Consider the following 18,411-nt stretch of genomic DNA (forward strand, 5'->3'; position numbering starts at 1 on the left):
CAGACATGCCCGCGTGGACCCGTCGTCAGGTCCTGTTCGTAGCGGGGCCGTTCGCGGATGACACAAACTCAGCCCCCTAGTCTGCTGTCTCACGCTACGTGGCGCAGGCAGAAATTGCCCTACGGTTACGGTGTGAGTGTGACGACAGAAATTCCTCCCGTTGCTGCGGCCAGGCCCCATCCTTCCGGGGACCAGTTCCGGATCAGCCATGAAGGCCACCGCGCGACGGTCACCCAGGTGGGTGCGGCGCTGCGAGAGTACTCGGTCGACGGCCGCGACGTCGTCGTGCCCTTCAGGGCGGACGAGATCAGCCCGGTGTTCAACTGCGCCGTGCTGATCCCCTGGCCGAACCGGCTCCGCGACGGCTCCTACGAGTACGGCGGCGAGAAGCACCAGCTGCCCGTCACGGAGCCCGCGCGCAACACCGCGCTGCACGGGCTCGCGGCATGGGACCGCTGGTCGGTGATCGAGCACACGGGTTCCGCCGTGACCCTGGAGCTCGAGCTCGTCGCCCGGCCGGGCTACCCGTTCCAGCTGGTCGCGCAGATCCGCTACGCCCTGTCCGACGCGGGCCTCGAGATCACCCTCGACGTCACGAACGTCGGGGCGAGCACGGCGCCCTACGGGTGCGGGTTCCACCCGTGGCTCTCGACGGGCGGCGCGAACCTGGACGAGTGCACGGTGCGCCTCGACGCGGCCACCCGGGTCACGACCGACGAGCGGCTGCTGCCGACCGGCACCGAGCCGGCGTCGGGCACCTTTGACCTGCGTGAGCCGCGCAGCGCGGCCGGCCTGGACCTCGACGACGCGTACGTGGACGTCATCAGGGACGCCGAAGGCCTCTCCTGGGCCCACCTGTCCGCACCGGACGGCCGCACCGCGGCGGTCTGGATGGACGAGTCGCAGGACGTCTGGCAGGTCTGCTCCGGGGACCACATCGACCCGGACCGTCGCCGGATGGGCCTCGCCGCCGAGCCGATGACCTGCGTCGCCGACGCGTTCCGTACGGGCGAGCGGCTCGTGCACCTCGCTCCGGGCGAGCGGCACGCCGTCCGCTGGGGGATGACGCTGCTCTGACGGCCACTTCGACGTCGCTGCACTGACGGCGCCGTTCCGACCGTGCTGCGCTGACGGCGCCGCAAAAGTGTCGCCGGTTCTGACGTGGGCGCACACGCGTCGGCGCGTTGGCACTGTTCGGTCACTGTCCGTGCACCACAATGAGGAACCGGCCGTCCGCCAGGCTGCCGGGAACAGGCAAGGAGAGTCCGTTGCAGGATCGCGAGGTGCGCATCTGCGTCGTCGGTGACGAGCTGGCCACGGGTGTCGGAGACGCTCGTGCGCTCGGCTGGACCGGTCGCGTCCTCGCACGCACCCATTTCTCCCGGCCCGCCATGCTCTTCACCCTCGCCGTGCCCGGCGAGACCAGCACTCAGCTCGGTGCCCGCTGGGAGGCGGAGACCGCCACGCGGTTCGGCTCGGACTCCGAGGTCGAGAATCGCCTGGTGGTGGCCCTGGGGCGGCACGACGTCGCCTCCGGGCTCACCGTCGCGCGCTCGCGGCTGAACCTGGCGAACATCCTCGACGTCGCGGACGCGAACCGGACGGCGGCGTTCGTCGTCGGGCCGCCGCCCGGGCTGCCCGCGGAGGGGAGCCGGATCGCGGAGCTGTCGGACGCGTTCGCCGACGTCGCCAACCGGCGCCGGGTGCCGTACGTCGACACGTACACGCCGCTGGCGCAGCACGAGCAGTGGCTCGCCGATCTGGCGCAGGGCGGGGGCGTCTACCCGGGCCAGGCGGGCTACGGCCTGATGGCGTGGCTGGTGCTGCACACGGGCTGGCACGCCTGGCTGGGCCTCCCCCAGGACGAGGTCGCCTGACCCGGAACGGAACCCAGGCTCAGGCGACACAGACAGAGCCTGACCAAGTTCGGCGAAGTAGAGCGCCTGTCCGAAAGAGACCGCGAAGTAGAGCGCCTGTCCGAGGGAGACCCGGACAGGCGCTCTACTTCGCGGAGCTTGGTCAGCCGCGGGTGATCGTGGCCGTTCCCGAGACGGTGTTGGTCGAGATGTACGCCGCCGCGCCCGGCTCCGCGTGGTCGACGACGACGGTGCGCTGCGCGCTGGACGTCGCCTGCGCCCCGTCGATGACGACCTTGCCCGTGACGCTGCGCGCACGGAGGTTGACCGGGGAGCCGGCGTCGAGCTGCACCGCTGCCGGGCCGGAGACCGTCTTGGCGTTGACGAGCGGCGTGGTGCCGATGGCGGTGACGTCCACCGCACCGGAGACCGTCTGGACGGACACCCGGCCCAGGGCGCCCACCACGGACGCCGCGCCGGAGACCGTCGAGACCGACACGTCGCCCGCGTGCTCGGCGACGGTGACCGCGCCTGTGCCCGACTTGGTGGTCACGGAGCCCGTGGTACCGGTCACGGTGATGGCGCCGCCGGCGGTCTTCACGTTGACCCCGGCCCGCGACCCGGTCACCACTACCTCGGCGCCGACCGTGGCGACGTCCACCACCGACGTGGCGGGCACGGTCACCCTGACGACCGCCGCGTCCTGGTCCTTGAGGCCGCGGAAGCGGTCCACGAAGCCCTCGAGCCCCGGGAAGTCGTACGCGACCCGGAGGTTGCCGTGCTCGGCGAGGATCTGCAGCGGCCGCGCCGACACCTCGATGACTTCGACGAGGGCGCCGGACGTGCGGTTCGGGTCTGCCACGATCTCCGCGCGGCCGTTCGTCAGGCGGACGATCAGGGTCGAGGCGCCGCCGACCTCGATGGTCTGCGGGGCGGCCACGCTCCAGGACTCGGTGGTCATCGCTGTGCTCCGTTCATTGGGGAAAGCTGCTGGGGGTTCGGACAGATTCATGGGGTTCGGTCCGCACGACGCGGCGGAGAGGTCGTGCTGTGCGGCAGCGTCCCACGGATCGCGGAACGTGCCGAGTCGAGAACTGTGCGGAGCGTCTCCACGGTCAGCGCGGACACCGTACCGGCGACGTCCGCCTCGCGCAGATCGGCCAGGACGTCGTTACGGAACCGCTGCAGCACCGCCTCGGCGTCGTGCCGCAGGGAGTTGGACTGCGTGCGCCGCGGGTCGGGCGCGGCACCCGGGCGCGGCCGCGTGCGGACCTCCTGCGCGGCCGCCGCGAGCTCGGCCCGCAGGCCGCGCATCGTGTCGCGGACGTCGGCCCGCACCTCGTCCGCCAGGCTGCGCACCGTCTCGGCCACGCTGCGCTCCAGCCGCCTGACGTCGTCGAGACGCGCGTCGATCTCCGCCCGGCCGGCCGGGGTGAGCTCGTAGGTGGCCTTGCGCCCGGCCCCCGGTGAGCCTGGCGACCCATGCGGGCCGCCCTGCGCCCCGGCACCGGACCCCGGGACGGAGCGACGCACCAGCCCCTCCTCCTCGAGCCGCGCCAGGCGCGGATAGATGGTCCCGGCGCTGGGGCGGTAGGTGCCGCCGAAACGCCGGGTGAGCTCGGTGATGAGCTCGTACCCATGCCGGGGCCCGTCCAGGAGCAGCACCAGGAGGTACAGGCGCAGCTCCCCGTGGGCGAACACCGGAGGCACTACAGCTCCACGGGCGACTGGTCCGCGGGCACGGTGCCGGACGGAGCGTCGGCGGCCGCGTCCTGCGGCCCGCCGATCACCGTGACGTCACCGGAGACGCCGGTCACCCGCAGGTGCATGACGCCGGGACCGGCCGACCGGTCGCCGCCGACGACCTTCGAGCCGCCGCCCGTGAACTGCAGGCCGCCCAGGGTCACCCGTCCGCTGACGCTCTGCACGGAGACCTCGACGGCCCGCTCGTCGGGCACCCGCAGGAGCATGTTCCCGGACACGGTGTTGACCCGGACGGTGTGCGGCTGGTTCACCAGGTCGAACGTCACGTCCCCGGACACCGAGGACGACGTGACCGAGTCGGCGGAAGCGCTCACCACGACGTCGGCGGACACGGTGTTGCTCGTGACGTCCCCGACATGGTCGCGGACCGTCACCTCGCCGGAGACGGTGTTCAGCTTGAGGTCGCCGGCCGTGCGGGAGACCAGCAGCGACCCGGAGACGGTGGACGCCGACGCGCCCGCCGTCGTACCGGCGAGGAGGCCCTCACCGCGGACCGTACCGAGCCGCACGGCGGTTCCGGCCGGCACCGCTACGTGGATGTCGGCGCGGGCCTTTCCGCCGAAGTCGGCGAACCGCTTCATGAACGAGCCCCAGCCCGACAGGCCGCTCTCGTGCTCGATCACCAGGCGCCCCGCGTCGAGGCGGACCTCGAGCGACCGGCCCTCCACCGAGTGCACCTCGACCCGGACCACCGGCTCGTCGTGCGCCACGATGTCGAGCCGTCCGTCGACGACATGGGCGTCGACGCTGGCCACACCGTCCAGCTCGATGGTCTGCGGACCGGTGACGGTCCAGCTGTCTGCGCTCATGGGTTCCTCCGGTGCTCGTGACTCGCTGGGACCGTCGCTGCCTCAACGCGATATATCGCGTTGACGTCAGTCACGATATATCGCGTTCGCTCGCCCGGCAACCCCTTTGCGGCCGGACAACCTCACGATCTGTGGGATCATGGAGCCATTCAGTCCGTCACCTGTCAGGAGACACCCATGAGCAAGCGCGGTCGTAAGCGCCGTAGCCGCAAGGGCTCGGCCGCCAACCACGGCAAGCGTCCCAACGCCTGAGCCGGCTCAAGCGTCCGTCAGGACCATGAGCCGCCCAGCCAGGGCACGCGAAAGGGCCGGGAACCCAATGGGTCCCGGCCCTTCGTCATGCCCGCCCGCGGTCAGCCAGGCGGGTCAGGTCACTCGGCGACGGTCATGACCGTCAGCTGCTCGTGGATGCGCACCCGCAGCGTGTCCGGCGCGCGCTCGCTGCAGGAGCGGCGCACCAGCTGCTTCACGAGGTCCTCGACGCTCAGCTCCGCCAGGCACGGCGAGCAGTGGGCGACGTGCGCGCGCATGCGCGTCTCGTCCTCCGGCGTCATCTCGGAGTCCAGGTACTCGTAGAGGTGTTTGAGTGCGTGCTCGCACTCGGACTCCCCCGCCGTGTCGTGCGGGATGGGTTGGATGTTGTTCACTGCGCACCTCCGGGCGCCTGGCTGACGAGTCCTCGCTGGGCGGCATAGTCGGCGAGGAGCTCACGCAGCTGCCGTCGTCCGCGGTGGAGCCGGGACATCACCGTCCCGATCGGAGTTCCCATGATCTCGGCGATCTCCTTGTAGGGGAAGCCCTCGACGTCGGCGTAGTACACGACCATCCGTCGATCCTCCGGGAGCTCGGCGAGCGCCCGCTTCACATCACTGTCGGGCAGCCGGTCCAGCGCCTCGACCTCCGCCGAGCGCAGGCCGCGCGACGTGTGCGACGCCGCGCGCGCGATCTGCCAGTCCTCGACGTCCTCCGCCTGGGACTGCTGCGGCTCGCGCTGCTTCTTGCGATAGCTGTTGATGAACGTGTTCGTGAGGATGCGGTACAGCCAGGCCTTCAGGTTGGTGCCCGGCCGGTACTGGTGGAACGCGGCGAACGCCTTGGCGAACGTCTCCTGCACCAGATCCTCGGCGTCGGCGGGGTTGCGCGTCATGCGCAGCGCCGCGGAGTACAGCTGGTCGAGGTACTGGAGCGCGTCCCGCTCGAACCGCGCGGCGCGAGCCGCGGCGTCCTCCTCCTGCGGGGAGCGCTCGGTGCTCTCGTCGTCGCCGGCCTCACCGGTGACCGCAGGGCTCGTCGCGGTGCCGGTCACGGCGCTGGGCTCAGTGGTGCTCTCGGCCGCGGTCGCTTCCGTGGATCCGACAACACCCTCGCTCGCGCTGTTGTCGGGGCGCGCCCCGACATCGGTGCCGACCTCGTCGGCACCCTGGTTCTGCTCGCGGGAAGTGTCAGTCATCGCACTTGAGCCTAGCCTCGTCGGCCAGCCCGTGTTCGCCAGGGCCGCCGACAAGGCGTCCGCCGTGGCCTTCGCCGAGGACAGCACGGAGTCGACGTCGGTGCCGAGCAGGTGCGGCGGGACCGCGCCGAACATCACGGGCGGCACCTGCGCACCCGACGTCGCACCTGCGGTCATGCCCGACATCAGGTTCGTTCCCGTGCCGATCGTTCCGTCGGCCATCATGCCGACCGCTGTATCCGTCACCGTGTCGATCACCCTGCTCTTCACCAGATCCTTCTCGAGGCATCGCTCCACGAGGGGTTCAACCTTCGCCCCCGGCGTCGAATTCCCGGTGTGTTCCCGTGTCGCCATCCTGCTGCATTCGTCGCTCTCATCTGCCAAGGTGGAGGCATGCTGCTTCGACACATCGCGCGACCCCTGCTGGCATCGTCGTTCATCTACGACGGGGTGCAGGCTGCCCGGAACCCGAGCGAGCACGTGGCCGCGGCCAGGTCCGGGTCCGCCCTGGCCACCCGGGCGCTGGGCGCCGAGCCGCTCAGCGAGAAGCAGGTCACCACGCTCGTCCGCGCCCACGGGATCGCCACCGCGGCCGCCGGCACGCTGCTCGCGCTCGGCAAGGCGCCACGCGCCTCCGCGCTCGCGCTGGCCCTGCTCACGCTGCCGCTCGCCGTGGTGAACCAGCCCTTCACCGCCCCGAAGGAAGAGCGCCCCGTACGCACCGACCGGTTCCTGCACAGCCTCGCCTCCGTGGGCGCGGCCCTCATCGCGGGTGCCGACCTCGAAGGCCGGCCGGGGCTGTCCTGGCGGGTCCAGCAGGCACGTGCCGCACGCGCTGAGGCAAAGGCGGCAGTCGTCAAGGTCTGACGCAGGGCGACACAAAGCCGCTGCTCCGGCGCGGTCCGCGATAATCTCGGCACATGACCTCCTCCACCACCGCGCCCGCACCGACATGGGAGGCGCCGCTGGCCGGCGCCCCGCTGGACGCGACGGTCGAGATACCCGGCAGCAAGTCGCTCACCAACCGGCTCCTGGTGCTCGCGGCGCTCGCAGAAGGACCCGGCACCCTGCGCGGGGCCCTGCGCAGCCGGGACGCCGACCTCATGATCCGCGCCCTGCGCACCCTGGGCGCCCGCATCGAGGTGGGCGACCACCCGAGCACCCTCCACGTGACACCCGGCCCCGTGGCCGGCGGCACCGAGGTGGACACCGGCCTGGCCGGCACCGTCATGCGGTTCCTGCCCCCGTTCGCGGCGCTCGCCGACGGCCCGGTCCGGTTCGACGGCGACCCCGAGGCCCGGGTCCGCCCGATGCTGCCCGTGCTGGCGGCGCTGCGCACCCTCGGCATCACGGTGCACGACCCCGAGGCCAGGCCGGAGTCCGCCGACCTGCCCACCCACCTCCCGTTCACCGTGGAGGGCCGGGGCAGTGTGCCGGGCGGCGCCGTCGACGTCGACGCCTCGGAGTCCTCGCAGTTCGTCTCCGGCCTCCTGCTCGCGGCCGCGCGTTTCGAGCGTGGCCTCACCCTGCGGCACATCGGCGCCACCCTGCCGAGCCTGCCGCACATCGAGATGACGGTCGCCACGCTGCGCGACGCCGGCGTCGTGGTCGACGACTCGCGCGACGGCATGTGGGGCGTCTCGCCCGGTCCGATCGCCGCGCGCGACGTCCGCGTCGAGCCCGACCTCTCCAACGCGGCGCCGTTCCTGGCCTCCGCCCTGGTGGCCGGTGGCACCGTCCGCATCCCCGGCTGGCCGACGCTGACCACCCAGCCCGGCGCCATGGTTCCCGAGCTGCTGGAGCGCATGGGCGGCACCTACACCCTTGCCGACGGCGTGCTCGCCGTGACGGGGACGGGCGAGATCCACGGGATCGATGTCGACCTGCGTGCCGGGGGCGAGCTCGCACCCACCTTCGCGGCGCTGGCAGCGCTGGCCGACTCTCCCTCCAGGCTCCGCGGCATCGCGCACCTGCGTGGCCACGAGACCGACCGCCTGGCGGCGCTGGCCCGCGAGATCACGCGGCTCGGCGGACAGGCCGAGGAGACCCGCGACGGCCTGGTGATCACCCCCCGGCCGCTGCGTGGCGACGTCGTGCGCACCTACGCGGACCACCGCATGGCGACGTCCGCCGCGCTGCTCGGGCTGCGCGTGCCCGGCGTGCGGGTGGAGAACGTCGGCACGACGGCGAAGACGCTGCCCGACTTCACCGGCATGTGGCTCCGCATGCTCGGCTCGGCCTCCTGATGGGCGTCTGCTGATGGTCGTCTGGCTGATGGGACCCGCCTGATGGGCCGCCGTGGCATCGACGAGTCGGACTTCCACTCCCGCCCGTCCAAGCGCGGCTCGCGCCCCCGCACCAAGCAGCGCCCCGAGCACTCCGACGCCGTGACCGGCCTGGTCACCGGCGTGGACCGCGGGCGGTACACGCTCCTGGTCAAGGACGCCGACACGGCCGGGACGTCGGGCGAGAAGATCGTGACCGCGATGAAGGCCCGGGAGCTGACCCGCACCCGCGTGGTCGTCGGCGACCGGGTGGACGTCGTGGGCGACGTGTCGGGCGGCGAGGGTTCGCTCGCCCGGATCGTGCGCATCCAGGAGCGGACCTCGACGCTGCGCCGCACCGCCGACGACACCGACCCGTACGAACGGATAGTCGTCGCCAACGCGGACCAGCTCGTCATCGTCACGGCGCTGGCCCAGCCCGAGCCCCGCACCGGCATGATCGACCGCTGCGTCGTCGCCGCCTACGACGCTGGCATGTCGGTCCTGCTCTGCCTGACCAAGGCCGACCTGGCCTCCCCCGACGCGCTGCGCGAGCTCTACGAGCCGCTCGGCGTCGAGGTGGTCGTCACCCGCCGGGAGGCGTCCAGCGACGAGGCCGACCGTGCGAACGTCGCCGGCCAGAGTGCCGGCGGCATGGTCCTGGCCCCCGAGTCCGTCGAGGAGGTCCGCGGCAGGCTGCGCGGCCTCGTGTCCGTGCTGGTCGGCCACTCCGGCGTCGGCAAGTCCACGCTGATCAACGCCCTGGTGCCGGACGCCAAGCGGGCGACCGGTGTGGTCAACGACGTGACGGGCCGCGGCCGGCACACGTCGACGTCCGCGGTCGCCCTCGCCCTGCCCGTGTCTCCGTCCGACGGCGAGCCCTCGGACGCCTTCGACGGCTGGGTGATCGACACCCCGGGTGTCCGCTCCTTCGGCCTCGCCCACGTGGAGGTGTCGCACCTGCTGCGCGCGTTCGACGACCTCGACGACGTGGCGCAGGAGTGCCCGCGTGGCTGCACGCACCTCGCGGACGCGCCGGACTGCGCGCTCGACGACTGGATAGCGGCCTCCCCGGAGGAGGAACGGCCGGCCCGCGAGGCCCGGCTCACCTCGTTCCGCCGCCTGCTCTCGTCACGGACCGGCTCGGACGCCTGACCGTGACCGGCAGCTCGCGCTACGGCGCGGTGGACGTGCAGTACCTGGACGACGGCGGGGCGCGGGCCGCGCTGGTCGTCGCCGAGGACGCCGCGTTCACCACTCTCGTCGACGAACGTACGGTGCTCGTCGAGCAGGTGGCGGCGTACCGGCCCGGCAGGTTCTACGAGCGCGAGCTGCCGGCCCTCGAACGGGTCCTGTCCGGCGTCGCGCCGGTGGACCTGCTGATCGTCGACGGGTACGTGGACCTCGACCCCGAGGGGAGCCCCGGGCTGGGCGCCCACGTGGCCTCCGCCGGTCTGGCTCGCGTGGTCGTCGGGGTCGCCAAGACCCGGTTCCGCACGGCGACGCATGCCGCCGAGGTGCTGCGCGGCCTCTCGTCCCGGCCGCTGTACGTCACGGCGTCCGGCATGCCGGTCGACGACGCCGCGGCCCTGGTGCACGCCATGGCGGGCGACGCCCGGTTCCCGGACGCGCTGCGCCGCGTCGACCGGCTGGCGCGTGGGGCTGTGCCCGCCGCCTGAGGCTCACGGCTGGAGGAACATCCAGCGGTGACCCTCCACGTCCTCGGCGCGGTACAGCCTGCCGTACGGGGCCTCCTCGATCTGGGAGAGCAGCCCGGCACCGGCCGCCTGTGCACGGGCGAAGTGGGCGTCGATATCGGCCACCCGGACCAGCACCCCGTCGATCACCCAGGGCGTCGACAGCCAGGCGTCCGCCGCCGTGCAGTGCTTGCGGTGCGCCGCCGGGCCTTCATAGGACGCGAGCTCCGACAGCATCACTCGCCCGCCGCCGGCGTCGAGCTCACCGTGGGAGAGATGGCCGTCGTCGTCCAGCCAGCGTTCCGCCTCGGTGAAGCCGAAGGCCTCGATGAGCCAGTCCATGGCGGTGACGCCGTCCTGGTAGGACAGCATGGGGATGACTGCGGGTACGGCAGCGGCTGTGGGTTCGGACATGACAGACCTCCTCGCTCTCGAACAAATGTACGAGTCCTTCGAGGATCTGTCGAGCGCGGCCCGTCCGGCGCTCCTGCCTACACGACCTGGAAGCCGAACAGCTCGACGGCCCACGGGTCCAGCCGGCCGGCGGACGGGCCGCCGTCGTCGGACCCGTCACCACTGAAACCGAAGAACTCCTGCAAGGCGTGCTCCCCCAGGACCAGCGGGTGGAAGGGGAACGGGTACGCGGTGCCGGCCGGGGCCGGGTGCCTGCCCGCCCAGAACGGCTCCTCGAACGCGAGCCGGTCGCCGGTGTCCTCGAGCACCCCGTCGTCGGGCGACAGGCTCAGGGAACGCACCAGGGCGCCGTCCTGCCACACCGCGAAGGCGAACCAGTCGACGGCGCTGTGCATGGCGTGCAGGTAGAGCGTGCGGCCGAGGCTCGCGTCGACCAGGTGCGCGGGCAGCTGCGAGGGCCGGTCGAGCATGAGCGCCTGGTCGCACAGGACGTCCACCGCGGGCGTCGACAGCGCGCACGCCCGTCCCTGCGGCGGGAACACCGCGTCGCCGAGCTCCCACGGCTCCTCGCCGTCCGGCTGGATCCGTGCCGGCGGCCACAGGAGGCCGAGCAGCTCGGCCGCGCCCGCCTCGTCCGCGAACTCGGCCGCGTCCGCCAGCCCCTCCGCCACGTCGCCGTCCGCGTACACGAGCATCGCTGTCTTGGCGCCCATCTTGTCTCCTGCCGTCGGCTGCTGTGCCTGCCCTCGGCGCCCCCGCCCCGGCGCCGCACACGAGAGTACGGGCACCCGCCGACATCGCCACCGGACCCGTGTGCCCCGCCGGGGCTCGCGCTCGGCCCAGCACACGGCAGACTGGGCACATGCGTATCTACGTGCCCGCGACGCTCGACGAGCTCGACGCCGTCACCCATACCTCTGCGGCTGCCCGCTGGACCGTCGCCCCGCGCCGCGTGCACGCCGTCACGAAGGACCTCGAGGCAGGCCTGCCCGACGAGGACGCCGAGGGGCTCGAGTACATCGCCGCGCTGAACGCCGCCGACGACTCTCTCGCGCTGATCGCCGGCCGTCCCGACGCGGCACACCAGCGCGTGGTCATCACGGTAGAGGTGCCGGACACGGCCGTCGGCCCGGTGCGAGGCTCCGGCGATCCTGACGACGACGAGGCGGTCGCCTCGGAGATCGAGGTCGTCAGCACCGTCGAGAACGTGGCGATCGTCTGCGTGCACGTCGACGAGCTGGAGGCCGCCGCCGATATCGCGGACGTGCTCGCGGCAGCGGACGAGGAGAGCGACGCCGAGGCGACCGCCGACATCGGCGCGGAGTCCGAGACCGCACCGCGAAGGCGAACCAGTCGACGGCGCTGTGCATGGCGTGCAGGTAGAGCGTGCGGCCGAGGCTCGCGTCGACCAGGTGCGCGGGCAGCTGCGAGGGCCGGTCGAGCATGAGCGCCTGGTCGCACAGGACGTCCACCGCGGGCGTCGACAGCGCGCACGCCCGTCCCTGCGGCGGGAACACCGCGTCGCCGAGCTCCCACGGCTCCTCGCCGTCCGGCTGGATCCGTGCCGGCGGCCACAGGAGGCCGAGCAGCTCGGCCGCGCCCGCCTCGTCCGCGAACTCGGCCGCGTCCGCCAGCCCCTCCGCCACGTCGCCGTCCGCGTACACGAGCATCGCTGTCTTGGCGCCCATCTTGTCTCCTGCCGTCGGCTGCTGTGCCTGCCCTCGGCGCCCCCGCCCCGGCGCCGCACACGAGAGTACGGGCACCCGCCGACATCGCCACCGGACCCGTGTGCCCCGCCGGGGCTCGCGCTCGGCCCAGCACACGGCAGACTGGGCACATGCGTATCTACGTGCCCGCGACGCTCGACGAGCTCGACGCCGTCACCCATACCTCTGCGGCTGCCCGCTGGACCGTCGCCCCGCGCCGCGTGCACGCCGTCACGAAGGACCTCGAGGCAGGCCTGCCCGACGAGGACGCCGAGGGGCTCGAGTACATCGCCGCGCTGAACGCCGCCGACGACTCTCTCGCGCTGATCGCCGGCCGTCCCGACGCGGCACACCAGCGCGTGGTCATCACGGTAGAGGTGCCGGACACGGCCGTCGGCCCGGTGCGAGGCTCCGGCGATCCTGACGACGACGAGGCGGTCGCCTCGGAGATCGAGGTCGTCAGCACCGTCGAGAACGTGGCGATCGTCTGCGTGCACGTCGACGAGCTGGAGGCCGCCGCCGATATCGCGGACGTGCTCGCGGCAGCGGACGAGGAGAGCGACGCCGAGGCGACCGCCGACATCGGCGCGGAGTCCGAGACCGCGCTGGACGAGGCTCTGCAGCGGGTCACCGACCGCGACCTGCTCTGGTACGACTGGAGCGAGATCAAGTCGATCCCGCGGGGCTGAGGGGTCTCGACAGGCTCGACCAGCGGTACGGCGAAGCCCCGAACAGCGCTCAGGCCAGGTAGTCGAGCGCTTCCTTGTGCAGCTTGCCGTTGGTCGCGACCGCGTTGCCGCCCCACGGCCCGGGCTTGCCCTCGAGAGACGTGAACGTGCCGCCGGCCTCGGTGACGATGGGCACGAGCGCCGCCATGTCGTACACCTCGAGCTCGGGCTCCGCGGCGATGTCGACCGCGCCGTCGGCCACCAGCATGTACGACCAGAAGTCGCCGTACCCGCGCGTGCGCGCGCACGCGCGGGTCAGGTTAAGGAACCCGTCGAGCGAGCCGCGCTCCTCCCAGCCGCCGAGGGACGCGTAGCTGAAGGACGCGTCGGCGATCCGGGAGACGCCGGAGACGGACATCCGCGAGGCGGCGGCCAGGGACTTGCCCGTCCACGCGCCAGAGCCCTTCGCGGCCCACCAGCGGCGGCCCAGCGCCGGCGCGCTGACCAGGCCGACGACCACCTCGTCGCCGTCGGCGAGGGCGATCAGCGTGGCCCATACGGGTACGCCGCGCACGAAGTTCTTGGTGCCGTCGATCGGGTCGACGATCCAGCGCCGCGCGCCGTTGCCGGCGGAGCCGTACTCCTCACCGACTATCGCGTCGCGCGTGCGGGCCCGGGCGAGCTGACCGCGGATGAAGTCCTCGGCCGCCCGGTCGGCGTCGGTGACCGGCGTCAGGTCCGGCTTGGTCTCGACCTTGAGGTCCAGCGCCTTGAACCGCGACATGGTGATGGAGTCGACCTGGTCGGCGATCACGTGCGCCAGACGCAGGTCGTCGGCGTAGTTGTCCTTCGTCATGGCGGCCACGCCCACAACCTAGCGCCGGATGTCACTTTTCCGCCGCCGAGCCGCGCCGAGCGGGCTGATTGTTACGCGGCGGCTCCCCAGGGGCCGGAGCCGGGGCGCGTCAGACCGCAGCGGGCACCAGCTCCCGGACCCGGCTCGCGAGCCCGACGAACGCGGCCCGTGCCGGGGAGCCCGGGGCGCACTCGGCGAGCACCCGGCCCGCCAGCAGCGCGGCGTCGAGGCCCGCCGGGTCGTCGGGCACGAGGTGCACGTCGTCGACCCCGGCGTAGCGCGCGAGCGCGTCGCGGACCTGGGACTCGGCCCGCCGCCCGACGGCGGAGTCGCGTACCCGGTTCACCACCACGAGCCGTGCGGCGGGCACGGGCACGGCCGCGTCGCGCAGGTCCTCCAGGCCGCGCACCAGGCGCTGCATGCCGACCGGGTCCGCCCCGCCGACCACCACCACGACGTCCGCGGCCTGCAGGGCGCTCAGGGTCGCGCCGTTGCGCTGGGGCGCACGCGTGTCGTACATGAGGAGCTCGTCGGTCTCGAGGACCGGGCCGCAGTCGACGACGGTCCAGGCGGCGAGCTCGCGGCACCGCTGAAACACCATGTCCAACGACGCGGCAGGCAGCTCCGGCCAGCGGGACGCCCGGGTGATGCCGGTCAGCACCCGCACGCCAGGCAGCACCACCGGGCTGTGCCCGGCGAGCGTCACGACGTCGAGCACGCCCTGCCCGGCCGCGCGGGCCGCGGCGGCGAGGCCCGGTGCGTCGTCGAGCAGCCCGAGGCGGGAGGTCACCGACGACGCGTACGTGTCGGCGTCGGCCAGCAGTACCGTGCGCGCGCCGTTCGGCGGTGCCGCTGAACGCGTCCGGCGCAGCAGGCCGGAGCGGCGCGGAGCGGTGGTCCCGACCCCGGCGAGGGCCGCGGCGAGCTCGATGGCGGTGGTGGTCCGGCCGGGCGACCCGACGGGGCCCCAGACCGCGATGACCGTACCGGGCCTGCCACCGAGGTCGGGCATGACGGCGACGGGTGCCGCCACCTCCGGCGCGTCGCCACGCACGGCGGCGACGAGGTTCTCCGCGTCCCCCTCGGCCACCACGACGTCGCACCCCAGCCCCGCGAGGCGTCCGGCGGGGGTCTCCCGGTCCTCGAGGGCCACGACCCGCAGGCCCGCGCCACGCAGCCGCGCCACCGCCTCCCGGTCCAGGCCCGGCAGGTCCCCGGAGACGACGGCGGCCGTCCCTGCCCCGGCCTCGGCCGCCGCGAGGAGCTCTGCCAGCTCCGCGCACCGCCGCGCCACGGTCACCTGCGGCTGCGCACCGAGCACGGTGACGGCGTCCGCCTCCACCTCGGGCGCGTGCACCGCCACCAGCACGGTGACCGTCCGCTCCTCGCTCATCCGACGTCACCCGCCACCGGTACGACGGCGACCGTGCCGGCGTCCGACAGCGCGCTCAGCACCGTCGGGAGCGAGTCGGCCGGGACCAGGACGTGCAGCGTCACAGTGCCGTCCACGATCATCCCGCCCTCGTCGGCATCCACCTGCTCGACGACGACGTTCTGCGCGAGCGTGCTCGGCGCGGGCTTGTCGTCGGCGGCGTCCGGCGCGATCGGGGCATCCGGAACGAACCACAGGTCCACCACCGCGCCGGCCCGGATCCGGTCCGAGAGGCCGGAGGCGACCGGCACCGCCACGGACCGGACGTCGGCATCGGCGCCGAGCGCGGTCAGCGGGACCAGCTCGCCGTCGTCCACCACACGAAGCACCACGAGGTCGGCGGGCAGCGGCTCGTCCGCGGGGAGATATCGGCCCGTCCCGGCACCGAGCCGGACGTCCACGGCACGCAGCCCGTCGGCGGTGAGGGGCTCGCCGGGTGTCAGCGCACCGTCCGCGACGAACGCCGGGACGGTGCGGCTCGCCGACGAGACCACCCACGAGCCGAGCGCCACCGACACCGCGACGATGACGACGCCGGTCAGCAGGCGCGGATCACGCCAACGAGGGCGGCGCAGCCGCGTGGCCACCGGCTCGGGGAGAGCCTGACCCGGGCCCGGGGGTACCGGGGCATACGTCATCTCGAACCTTCCGCGTACTTTGGTGGACTTTGGTTAGACCTTCGCGTACAACTTCGCGTACGAGTCGATGCGACGATCCGGACAGAATGGCGCACAGGGTAGGCAGAGCGCCGGAACCATAGTGATCGAACGTCGCCGATCCGGCATCAGATAGACACTTCTTGTGGATAACCCCCTCATGTCGGTGTCTCGTGCCACACTGTTCCCATGGAAAAGCGCTTTCTCTCTCTGGCCGACGTGGTCGAGACCCTGAACATCTCAATGGCCCAGGGCTATGCACTGGTTCGGACCGGCGACCTTCCCGCCATCCAGGTGGGCCCCAAGAAGGTCTGGCGCGTCGAAGCCGCAGAGCTCGAGGCATACATCGAGCGCATGTATGCAAAGAGCCGCGAACGACTCAAGGGCTCGGCGACCACGGACGCCTGAAAGCCCTCAGCTGTACACCGACGGGACCGGACGCACTCGATGCGGAGCGACACCGGTCCCGTTCTCCATTTGCGATATTTGTTAAGGATCCTGGACGATCCTGAACGATTCAGGGCGCCTCGCTCACGACCAGCAAGGCAGTGAACGGAACCAGGCGAGCTCCACGGCCATCGAGCACATCGACGTCCAGGTGGTCCCGCCCGACCCGCGCGATCCGGCCGCCCACGATGCCGCTCAGCGTGCGCACGGTGACCCGTGCCCGGTCGCGCTGCAGCGCCCGTAGCACCGGGCCCAGCCCCACCGCGGCACGCCGCGACGTCGCGGGCGCCGCCTGACGCGCAAGCCCGTGCACCCCGGTGAGCGCCGCCAGCGGTACGAGGTGCTGGCCGACCGGCTCGGGCCGGACCCCCTGGAGCAGCGCCCACTCGTCCGCGGCCTCCCGGACGACGCCGCGCAGCGGAGCACCGGCGAGCAGGTCCAGCGTCACCACCGCCCCGACGACGGCGCGGAACCGGTCCGCGAGCGTCATCGTCGCGTGCTCGGCGCGTGTCATCTCGGAGACCAACGCATCGGACTCGGCCGCCGACTGCGCACGGGCCTGCGCCTCGAGATCCCCGAAGAGCGCCTCCCAGCGCGTGGGACCACCCGGGTGCATGAATGCCATGGGACCACCCTGCGTCATCCACAGCCATCCCGCTCTCCGGTGGACACCCCAGAGGCACCGAGGTTGAATATCGGTCATCGGACAGCATCAACCGCTATCAAACAGACCTGAACGCTTCGATCGGATCAGTAGCCGACTATCGCAGGGGGAACCATGTGGAACAACGCCCTCCCAGACACTCCATCGACGAGCGCACGGCGCGGCCTGGCCGGCCTGGCCGCCCTCGCCGTCGCGTTCACCGGCGCCGCCGGCGCGCTCGGTATGCGCACCTGGCAGGTCGGTTCGGACCTGGGTGCCGCGCTCTTCCCGGTCGAGGACATCGTCGAGCTGGCGACGGTCGCAGCGGGCACGGTCCTGTCGGGCTGGGTCGGGCTGCATGCGTTCCTGGCTCTGGCCTGTGTCGTCGTGGGCCGCTGGGGTCCTCGCTGGGCGGCCGGCGAGCGGGCGGTCGCGCTGCACGCTCCGGCCTTCGTGCGCCGTCTCGCCCGCGCTGCCGCAGGGGCCGGCGTGGGCCTTGCCCTCACGGTGCCCACCGCCATGGCGTCCGACCTGGCTTCTGGCGCGGATTCATCCGAGGACGGCGGCACCGCCGTCGTCCTCGACCTCGGCTGGCAGCCGACCGAGCGCCTGGCGGCAGACCGGACAGAGGCCCGTGCCGCGGACCGCTCGACGTCATCGAGCCAGCGGCCGAGACCCGAACGGTTGTCGCTGGTCAACCGGGGCCAGCGCACCGGAACCGGACGCGAGCCGCTGGTTGTCGTCGAACCCGGCGACACGCTCTGGGCGATCGCGGCCGGCAGGCTCGCCGCCGAACAGGCCGGCACGCCACCGGCCGACGCCCAGATCGCCGACGCCGTCACGCGCTGGCACCACGCCAACCGTCAGGCGCTGGGTGCGAACCCCGACCTGATCCGCCCCGGCATGGTGCTTCGCCAGCCTTGACCGGACGACGGCTAATCGCCCGACCGCCGACGCTCACAACCTGCCCGCGCAGACGCCCCACGCCGTTCCACCTCGCCCCAGGAGACGCCATGACCACGCTCGACATCCCACCGAACGCTCCACCCGACGCCGCGACGTCGCCCCGCCCAAGCCCACCGGCCCAGACCACGGAGGCCCAGACCGTGCCGACCCGGAACACTCCCGCGCAGGCCCCGCCGGCACAGAGCGCATCCGGTCCCGCCCGGCAGGCGCGGCCGACCACGCCCGCCCGCCGGACGCCGGTGGCACGTGCAGCAGCAGGGGCCCCGGCCGCGCCGATCCGCCGGCCCGTCACGCCACAGGTCGGGCCCGTCACCGGGCCAGGGATCGGCCGGCGGCTGCGGCGCATGCGGATCGGCGGGACGCCGTACTCGGACCTGCAGAACGCGGCCGCGGCCCTCGAGGCGGTGGCCGGCCGACCGACCCCCGAGCCGGACCCGCCCCTCCCCGACCCGACCGCGCAGGTGTGCCGCGTGGTCCGCGCCGCCGTCGAGGTACTGCGCGGCGAACGGCCCGCGGCACAGCTCGCGCGCTGGGTCACCCCGCAGGTCTACGACCAGCTCCTGGAGCGCGGAAGGCTCATGCGCGAGGCGCAGCAGAGCCGGCCGCCGCGGCCCAAGGCGCACGCGGCGACGGTCCGGCGCGTACGGATGGTGCGGCTCGGCACCTCGTCCGCCGAGGCGACGGTGATCCTGCACGACGAGGGCCGCGTCCGGGCGGCGGCGGTCCGGCTGGAGGCGCGGCGCGGGGTCTGGCGGGTAGCGGTCCTCGAGATCGGCTGACCGG

At 72.9% G+C, this 18,411-nt stretch carries 23 protein-coding genes and 1 pseudogene; 12 read left to right on the forward strand and 12 right to left on the reverse strand.

The features are described 5' to 3' along the window. Positions 1-132: 132 nt before the first annotated feature. Both ACNYC2_RS22655 and ACNYC2_RS22660 read left to right on the forward strand, forming a co-directional pair. Positions 133-1,077, forward strand: coding sequence for an aldose 1-epimerase family protein (locus ACNYC2_RS22655; protein ID WP_419703945.1), 945 nt, complete (start codon positions 133-135; stop codon positions 1,075-1,077). 206 nt (positions 1,078-1,283) lie between these two features. Next, positions 1,284-1,877, forward strand: a complete 594-nt coding sequence (locus tag ACNYC2_RS22660; protein WP_116677529.1) for a GDSL-type esterase/lipase family protein — start codon at positions 1,284-1,286, stop codon at positions 1,875-1,877. Between the two features lie 142 nt (positions 1,878-2,019). On the opposite strand, the gene ACNYC2_RS22665 is transcribed toward ACNYC2_RS22660, so the two are convergent. Genes ACNYC2_RS22665 through ACNYC2_RS22675 form a run of 3 tightly spaced genes read right to left on the reverse strand, consistent with a single transcriptional unit; the run spans position 2,020 to position 4,429 of the window. Then, positions 2,020-2,817, reverse strand: coding sequence for a hypothetical protein (locus tag ACNYC2_RS22665; protein WP_419703946.1), 798 nt, complete (start codon positions 2,815-2,817; stop codon positions 2,020-2,022). 47 nt (positions 2,818-2,864) lie between these two features. Next, positions 2,865-3,566, reverse strand: coding sequence for a PadR family transcriptional regulator (locus ACNYC2_RS22670; protein WP_419703947.1), 702 nt, complete (start codon positions 3,564-3,566; stop codon positions 2,865-2,867). Further along, the gene (locus ACNYC2_RS22675; RefSeq protein ID WP_419703948.1) at positions 3,566-4,429 is read right to left on the reverse strand and encodes a DUF4097 family beta strand repeat-containing protein; all 864 of its coding nucleotides are present in this window, start codon (positions 4,427-4,429) and stop codon (positions 3,566-3,568) included. Before ACNYC2_RS22675 ends, ACNYC2_RS22670 begins: the two co-directional genes overlap by 1 nt. A 177-nt stretch (positions 4,430-4,606) precedes the next feature. Between ACNYC2_RS22675 and ACNYC2_RS22680 the strand changes: the two genes are divergently transcribed. Beyond that, complete coding sequence (locus ACNYC2_RS22680) at positions 4,607-4,681, forward strand: 50S ribosomal protein bL37 (protein WP_156968370.1); 75 nt, start codon at positions 4,607-4,609, stop codon at positions 4,679-4,681. A gap of 119 nt (positions 4,682-4,800) precedes the next feature. On the opposite strand, the gene rsrA is transcribed toward ACNYC2_RS22680, so the two are convergent. Together rsrA and ACNYC2_RS22690 are read right to left on the reverse strand one after the other, a co-directional pair. Next, entirely contained in the window at positions 4,801-5,076 is a 276-nt protein-coding gene (gene rsrA, locus ACNYC2_RS22685; protein ID WP_419703949.1) for a mycothiol system anti-sigma-R factor, read from the reverse strand. Beyond that, positions 5,073-5,879 carry a sigma-70 family RNA polymerase sigma factor gene (locus ACNYC2_RS22690; RefSeq protein WP_419707890.1) on the reverse strand — a complete coding sequence of 269 codons (807 nt, stop codon included), beginning with the start codon at positions 5,877-5,879 and terminating at the stop codon, positions 5,073-5,075. Before ACNYC2_RS22690 ends, rsrA begins: the two co-directional genes overlap by 4 nt. A gap of 393 nt (positions 5,880-6,272) precedes the next feature. On the opposite strand from ACNYC2_RS22690, the gene ACNYC2_RS22695 reads away from it, so the two are divergent. From ACNYC2_RS22695 to ACNYC2_RS22710, 4 genes are read left to right on the forward strand one after another with little or no spacing between them, the layout of a single operon-like run. Beyond that, positions 6,273-6,746 (forward strand): DoxX family membrane protein, encoded by a 474-nt coding sequence (locus ACNYC2_RS22695; protein WP_419703950.1) that lies wholly within the window; start codon positions 6,273-6,275, stop codon positions 6,744-6,746. A 53-nt stretch (positions 6,747-6,799) separates the two neighbouring features. Continuing rightward, a complete protein-coding gene (gene aroA / locus ACNYC2_RS22700; protein ID WP_419703951.1) occupies positions 6,800-8,125 on the forward strand; it encodes a 3-phosphoshikimate 1-carboxyvinyltransferase in 1,326 nt (441 codons plus the stop codon). A gap of 42 nt (positions 8,126-8,167) precedes the next feature. Continuing rightward, complete coding sequence (locus ACNYC2_RS22705) at positions 8,168-9,298, forward strand: ribosome small subunit-dependent GTPase A (protein WP_419703952.1); 1,131 nt, start codon at positions 8,168-8,170, stop codon at positions 9,296-9,298. 2 nt (positions 9,299-9,300) lie between these two features. Continuing rightward, positions 9,301-9,822: an endonuclease V gene (locus ACNYC2_RS22710; RefSeq protein ID WP_419703953.1), complete on the forward strand. Its 522-nt coding sequence runs from the start codon at positions 9,301-9,303 to the stop codon at positions 9,820-9,822. Positions 9,823-9,825: 3 nt separating this feature from the next. Here ACNYC2_RS22710 and ACNYC2_RS22715 read toward each other — a convergent pair whose 3' ends face one another. Both ACNYC2_RS22715 and ACNYC2_RS22720 read right to left on the reverse strand, forming a co-directional pair. Beyond that, the gene (locus ACNYC2_RS22715; RefSeq protein WP_419703954.1) at positions 9,826-10,254 is read right to left on the reverse strand and encodes a VOC family protein; all 429 of its coding nucleotides are present in this window, start codon (positions 10,252-10,254) and stop codon (positions 9,826-9,828) included. A 77-nt stretch (positions 10,255-10,331) separates the two neighbouring features. Next, positions 10,332-10,967 (reverse strand): DUF6928 family protein, encoded by a 636-nt coding sequence (locus ACNYC2_RS22720; RefSeq protein WP_419703955.1) that lies wholly within the window; start codon positions 10,965-10,967, stop codon positions 10,332-10,334. Positions 10,968-11,116: 149 nt separating this feature from the next. Between ACNYC2_RS22720 and ACNYC2_RS22725 the strand changes: the two genes are divergently transcribed. Further along, entirely contained in the window at positions 11,117-11,701 is a 585-nt protein-coding gene (locus ACNYC2_RS22725; protein WP_419703956.1) for a DUF6912 family protein, read from the forward strand. Here ACNYC2_RS22725 and ACNYC2_RS22730 read toward each other — a convergent pair. Further along, positions 11,643-11,942 (reverse strand): annotated as a pseudogene (locus tag ACNYC2_RS22730) (DUF6928 family protein); the annotation flags it as partial. The gene ACNYC2_RS22725 and the pseudogene ACNYC2_RS22730 overlap by 59 nt on opposite strands. Before the next feature lie 149 nt (positions 11,943-12,091). Between ACNYC2_RS22730 and ACNYC2_RS22735 the strand changes: the two are divergent. Continuing rightward, entirely contained in the window at positions 12,092-12,649 is a 558-nt protein-coding gene (locus ACNYC2_RS22735; protein WP_419703957.1) for a DUF6912 family protein, read from the forward strand. A gap of 49 nt (positions 12,650-12,698) precedes the next feature. Here ACNYC2_RS22735 and hisN read toward each other — a convergent pair whose 3' ends face one another. From hisN to ACNYC2_RS22750, 3 genes are all read right to left on the reverse strand, one after another. Continuing rightward, a complete protein-coding gene (gene hisN / locus ACNYC2_RS22740; protein WP_419707891.1) occupies positions 12,699-13,484 on the reverse strand; it encodes a histidinol-phosphatase in 786 nt (261 codons plus the stop codon). Between the two features lie 109 nt (positions 13,485-13,593). Beyond that, positions 13,594-14,877 (reverse strand): AAA family ATPase, encoded by a 1,284-nt coding sequence (locus ACNYC2_RS22745; protein ID WP_419703958.1) that lies wholly within the window; start codon positions 14,875-14,877, stop codon positions 13,594-13,596. Further along, positions 14,874-15,554, reverse strand: a complete 681-nt coding sequence (locus ACNYC2_RS22750) for a hypothetical protein (RefSeq protein WP_419703959.1) — start codon at positions 15,552-15,554, stop codon at positions 14,874-14,876. The genes ACNYC2_RS22745 and ACNYC2_RS22750 overlap by 4 nt, the downstream gene beginning before the upstream one ends. Positions 15,555-15,761: 207 nt before the next feature. Between ACNYC2_RS22750 and ACNYC2_RS22755 the strand changes: the two genes are divergently transcribed. Then, positions 15,762-15,980, forward strand: coding sequence for a helix-turn-helix transcriptional regulator (locus ACNYC2_RS22755; protein ID WP_116673897.1), 219 nt, complete (start codon positions 15,762-15,764; stop codon positions 15,978-15,980). Between the two features lie 109 nt (positions 15,981-16,089). On the opposite strand, the gene ACNYC2_RS22760 is transcribed toward ACNYC2_RS22755, so the two are convergent. Beyond that, positions 16,090-16,644 carry a hypothetical protein gene (locus tag ACNYC2_RS22760; protein ID WP_419703960.1) on the reverse strand — a complete coding sequence of 185 codons (555 nt, stop codon included), beginning with the start codon at positions 16,642-16,644 and terminating at the stop codon, positions 16,090-16,092. 153 nt (positions 16,645-16,797) lie between these two features. Between ACNYC2_RS22760 and ACNYC2_RS22765 the strand changes: the two genes are divergently transcribed. Further along, a complete protein-coding gene (locus ACNYC2_RS22765; protein WP_419703961.1) occupies positions 16,798-17,586 on the forward strand; it encodes a hypothetical protein in 789 nt (262 codons plus the stop codon). Between the two features lie 89 nt (positions 17,587-17,675). Beyond that, positions 17,676-18,407 carry an Rv3235 family protein gene (locus tag ACNYC2_RS22770; RefSeq protein ID WP_419703962.1) on the forward strand — a complete coding sequence of 244 codons (732 nt, stop codon included), beginning with the start codon at positions 17,676-17,678 and terminating at the stop codon, positions 18,405-18,407. Positions 18,408-18,411 lie beyond the last annotated feature (4 nt).

Source organism: Promicromonospora sp. NFX87, from assembly GCF_048564965.1.
Lineage (GTDB): Bacteria > Actinomycetota > Actinomycetes > Actinomycetales > Cellulomonadaceae > Promicromonospora.